The organism is Spirulina subsalsa CS-330 (assembly GCF_028330765.1).
GTDB classification, from domain to species: Bacteria; Cyanobacteriota; Cyanobacteriia; order Cyanobacteriales; family Spirulinaceae; genus Spirulina; species Spirulina subsalsa_A.
On the sequence record NZ_JAQMTY010000226.1, the window covers coordinates 1 to 3,324 of the forward strand.

The 3,324-nt window shown below is 54.0% G+C and carries 4 protein-coding genes and 1 riboswitch; of the genes, 2 read left to right on the forward strand and 2 right to left on the reverse strand.

What is annotated here, in order from left to right; translation table 11 throughout:
- Positions 1-247 precede the first annotated feature (247 nt).
- Positions 248-727: a hypothetical protein gene (locus PN477_RS15600; RefSeq protein WP_272119535.1), complete on the forward strand. Its 480-nt coding sequence runs from the start codon at positions 248-250 to the stop codon at positions 725-727.
- A 34-nt stretch (positions 728-761) separates the two neighbouring features.
- Here the strand turns inward: PN477_RS15600 and cobW are convergent, their stop codons facing one another.
- Both cobW and PN477_RS15610 read right to left on the reverse strand, forming a co-directional pair.
- Positions 762-1,802, reverse strand: coding sequence for a cobalamin biosynthesis protein CobW (cobW, locus tag PN477_RS15605; RefSeq protein ID WP_272119537.1), 1,041 nt, complete (start codon positions 1,800-1,802; stop codon positions 762-764).
- Between the two features lie 109 nt (positions 1,803-1,911).
- Positions 1,912-2,553 carry a HupE/UreJ family protein gene (locus tag PN477_RS15610; protein WP_272119539.1) on the reverse strand — a complete coding sequence of 214 codons (642 nt, stop codon included), beginning with the start codon at positions 2,551-2,553 and terminating at the stop codon, positions 1,912-1,914.
- A gap of 59 nt (positions 2,554-2,612) precedes the next feature.
- Positions 2,613-2,754: riboswitch (cobalamin riboswitch) on the reverse strand.
- A 149-nt stretch (positions 2,755-2,903) separates the two neighbouring features.
- Here PN477_RS15610 and PN477_RS15615 point away from each other — a divergent pair.
- Positions 2,904-3,317 (forward strand): hypothetical protein, encoded by a 414-nt coding sequence (locus PN477_RS15615; protein WP_272147420.1) that lies wholly within the window; start codon positions 2,904-2,906, stop codon positions 3,315-3,317.
- Positions 3,318-3,324: the final 7 nt, after the last annotated feature.

Here is a 3,324-nt window from a genome sequence, read left to right on the forward strand (position 1 = left end):
CAGGATAAATCAATGGCGTTAGTCGTTGAGCCTAGCAACCCTCTGCAACTCTCGTTGTTTGAGTGGATAAATGGTCAGGTAACTGGCTGTTCAGAATCCCCCACTATAGCCCGTAGGGTTTAGTGGGGGAGTATGTCAAGAAGTTGAATTCAGCGACGATGATGGGCAAACCTACGCAATGCTACCCCTGCACACCGACCAACTGATCAAACTGCATTACAAACCTACCGATTTCACAGATACAGCCATGACAAGCAATATTCATCAACACGGCCAAGGCGATAATTTTGCAGGGGACAAAGTGATGCGGGATAAAATCGGCACACAGATTTCAAGCTCCAATATTGCCAATGTGGTCAATGAAAATAAAGACAACGCCCAAGTTACCGCCAGCCACTTCAGCCAAACCACCGGGGCCAGCCCCGAAGAACTCTTACAACTGATCGCCGCACTGCGCCAAAACCTCGCCCAATTTCCTGCCGAACATCAAGAAGATATCGAAATTGACCTCGAAGATGTCGAGGCCGAAATCCACAAGCCCGCTGAACAACGCAATCTCTCTCGCCTGAAAAAACGCCTCATTGCCCTGGGGAGTGCCGCCCTGCTCGTTTCGAGCCAAGCCCCCAGCGTGGTCGAACAAACCAGCGCTTTTATCGATAATGTGACTGAACTTAGCACCAAAGTGGGGATTGAGTTGCCCTTGCCCCCTGCTGCTCACCAGCCTTAAGGATGGGTCGTGCAAGTTCAGGATGGGATGGCGGTTAGACGATCGCCTCTAACGATCGCACCATTTCCGCTTCTCCTAACGCCCGGCCGATGAGGACGAGGCGGGTTTGGCGGGGTTCGTCGGGTTGCCAGCGGCGATCGTAAAAGGAGTCGAAGCGATTGCCCACCCCTTGCAAGACGAGGCGCATCGGCTTGTGGGGAACGGCGACAAAGCCTTTAATGCGATAGATTTCGTGCTGTTGAACGAGGGTTTGGAGATGCTCAATCAGGGCGACGGGGTCGAGGGGGCGATCGCTGACCCACTGCACCGCGTTGATTTCGTCATCATGATCATGCTCTTCTTCGTGATCGTGATGGCTGGGGCGTTGGTCGAGGTGTTCTTCAACGGCAGCGTTAAAACCGAGGAGCACGTTAGCATCAATGTGACCGTGGCCGCAGGGGACAATCTTCACCCCTGCTGGGATTTGGGATTGGAGCCAGGCTTGGGTTTTGGTGGCTGTGGCGGTATCAACGCGATCGGTTTTCGTCAACAGCACCAGGTCAGCACAGGCGAGTTGATCTTCAAAGAGTTCTTCGATCGGGGTTTCGTGGTCGAGGTTGGGATCGGCTTGGCGTTGGGCTTCGAGGGCATCGAGATCCCCCACTAATGTCCCGGCGGCGAGGGCATCACAGTCTACGACGGTGATCACGCCGTCCACGGTGGCGGCGTTGCGGATGTCGTCCCAGCGGAAGGCTTGGATCAGGGGTTTGGGGAGGGCGAGGCCGGAGGTTTCCACGAGGATGCAGTCAAGGCGATCGCGCCGCTTCAACAATTCCTGCATCGTGGGATAAAACTCCTCTTGCACGGTGCAGCAGAGGCAACCATTCGTGAGTTCGACAATATTAGTTATCGGCTCATCCTCCTCATCGCACACCTGACACGATCGCAGCAGGTCGCCATCAATCCCCACCTCGCCAAATTCATTCACCAACACCGCAATGCGGCGGCCGTGATTGTTTTGGAGCAAGTGGCGAACTAGGGTCGTTTTGCCCGCACCGAGAAAACCAGTAATCACCGTCACAGGAATTTTATGCATCGTGAATTGAGAAATAAAGGATAGGTTGGATGGATTGTGCAGCGCAATAGAGACACAAAAGGGCATGATCTGCTCATGCCCTGCAAGGATTAGCGTACTTTGCGCGAGATTAACCGAGCACAGCCGACGAGAGGAAGGCTAAACCCACACCCGCCAAGGTAAAGCCGGCGAAGCGGAGCGGCAGGGCTTTGGTGGTATCAAGATTCTGCCAAAGTTGTCGGGCGGTGAGGGCGACACTGAGGGCGATCGCGCCTTGAATCGTCGCAAATCCCGCCAGATAGGCCATCAACGGAGTCATTTCTGCGCCGACGATCGCTTCTCCGTAGGCGTAGCCGTGGAAAATACCGGCCAGGGCAGCGATCGCCGCCACGGCCAACCATTGCAGCCGTTGAGGGATCGCCAATAAAACACCAACACCGAGCACCGAGGCAGCGATCGCGGTTTCCGCAAAGGGTAAATCCACCGCCTGTAAATGCATCCCAGTTCCGAGCATCGTCGTGATCATAAACGCCAAGGGAATCACCAAACCGCGCCGACCATAGAGGGCGGCCAACAAACCCGTTGCAATCACAACGGCAAAATGATCCACACCAATCACCGGATGGCCCAGGCCGGATAAAAATCCTGTGAAGGCCGTGGTGGGAGTTGTGCCCCCAAAGGGATGGTGGGCGTAGGCGGCTTGGCTTTTGAAGAGGAGGGCGATCGCGCCACAAAGACCCAAAATCCGCAACCGTTGCTGTATCTGACTCATCTAAATTATCTCCGACTGTTTCGCGCAGTCCTTAAAACACATTGAATTCTCAAAATACCAGACCATTTCCCTCATCGGCGGGCATCCTGACTAAGGGCCTAAAACCCATCACAGTTGCGCGACAGTGCTAGTTTTTCACTAGGCTTTCCCCTTCTCATCCGATCGCTGATCCCGACCAGAGCCGATTGAGTGTCATCACTGTAGCATAGTTGACCAATTTGTTAACTCTTTCAGTGATTTTGCGCCAATCTCTCCACTCTATTCGTAAGCTTGAAGAGGTGAATAATGAGTGTGTTTTGAGTGACGGACGATGTAATCCGGTGCAATGTTAGGACAGCGACCATAACACCATGATGAATGATGCAGTCGGAACGATTTTTGGCTTTTTGGGAGGCACGATTGTCTCTTGTGAGAACGGCTATCGCGTGTTAGAGCATCCTAATCCGAAGCGGGTGTACTGCCGATTGTCCGAGGCGAAATGGTTCTTGGCCTTGCGATGGTGCGAGCAATGCGCCCAGCCGGCGGGTATCCTCAACCATGAAGCGCAATTGGCGTTTTATAACGAGGCCTCGCTCCGGATTGGGGAAGATAATTTTTTGCCTGCTTACCATCGCCTTGCCCTCTTTCAAGAATGCCTGACGCTCCCCTTGGGGCAATCCTTTTTTCACTCCCTCACCCAGGGCAGTCAATCGAAGATCGTGCAGGTGATTGGCCTTGAGATTGATCCGCGTTTTGGTCGGGTCGCCTTGGTGCGATCGCTGTAGCGATCGC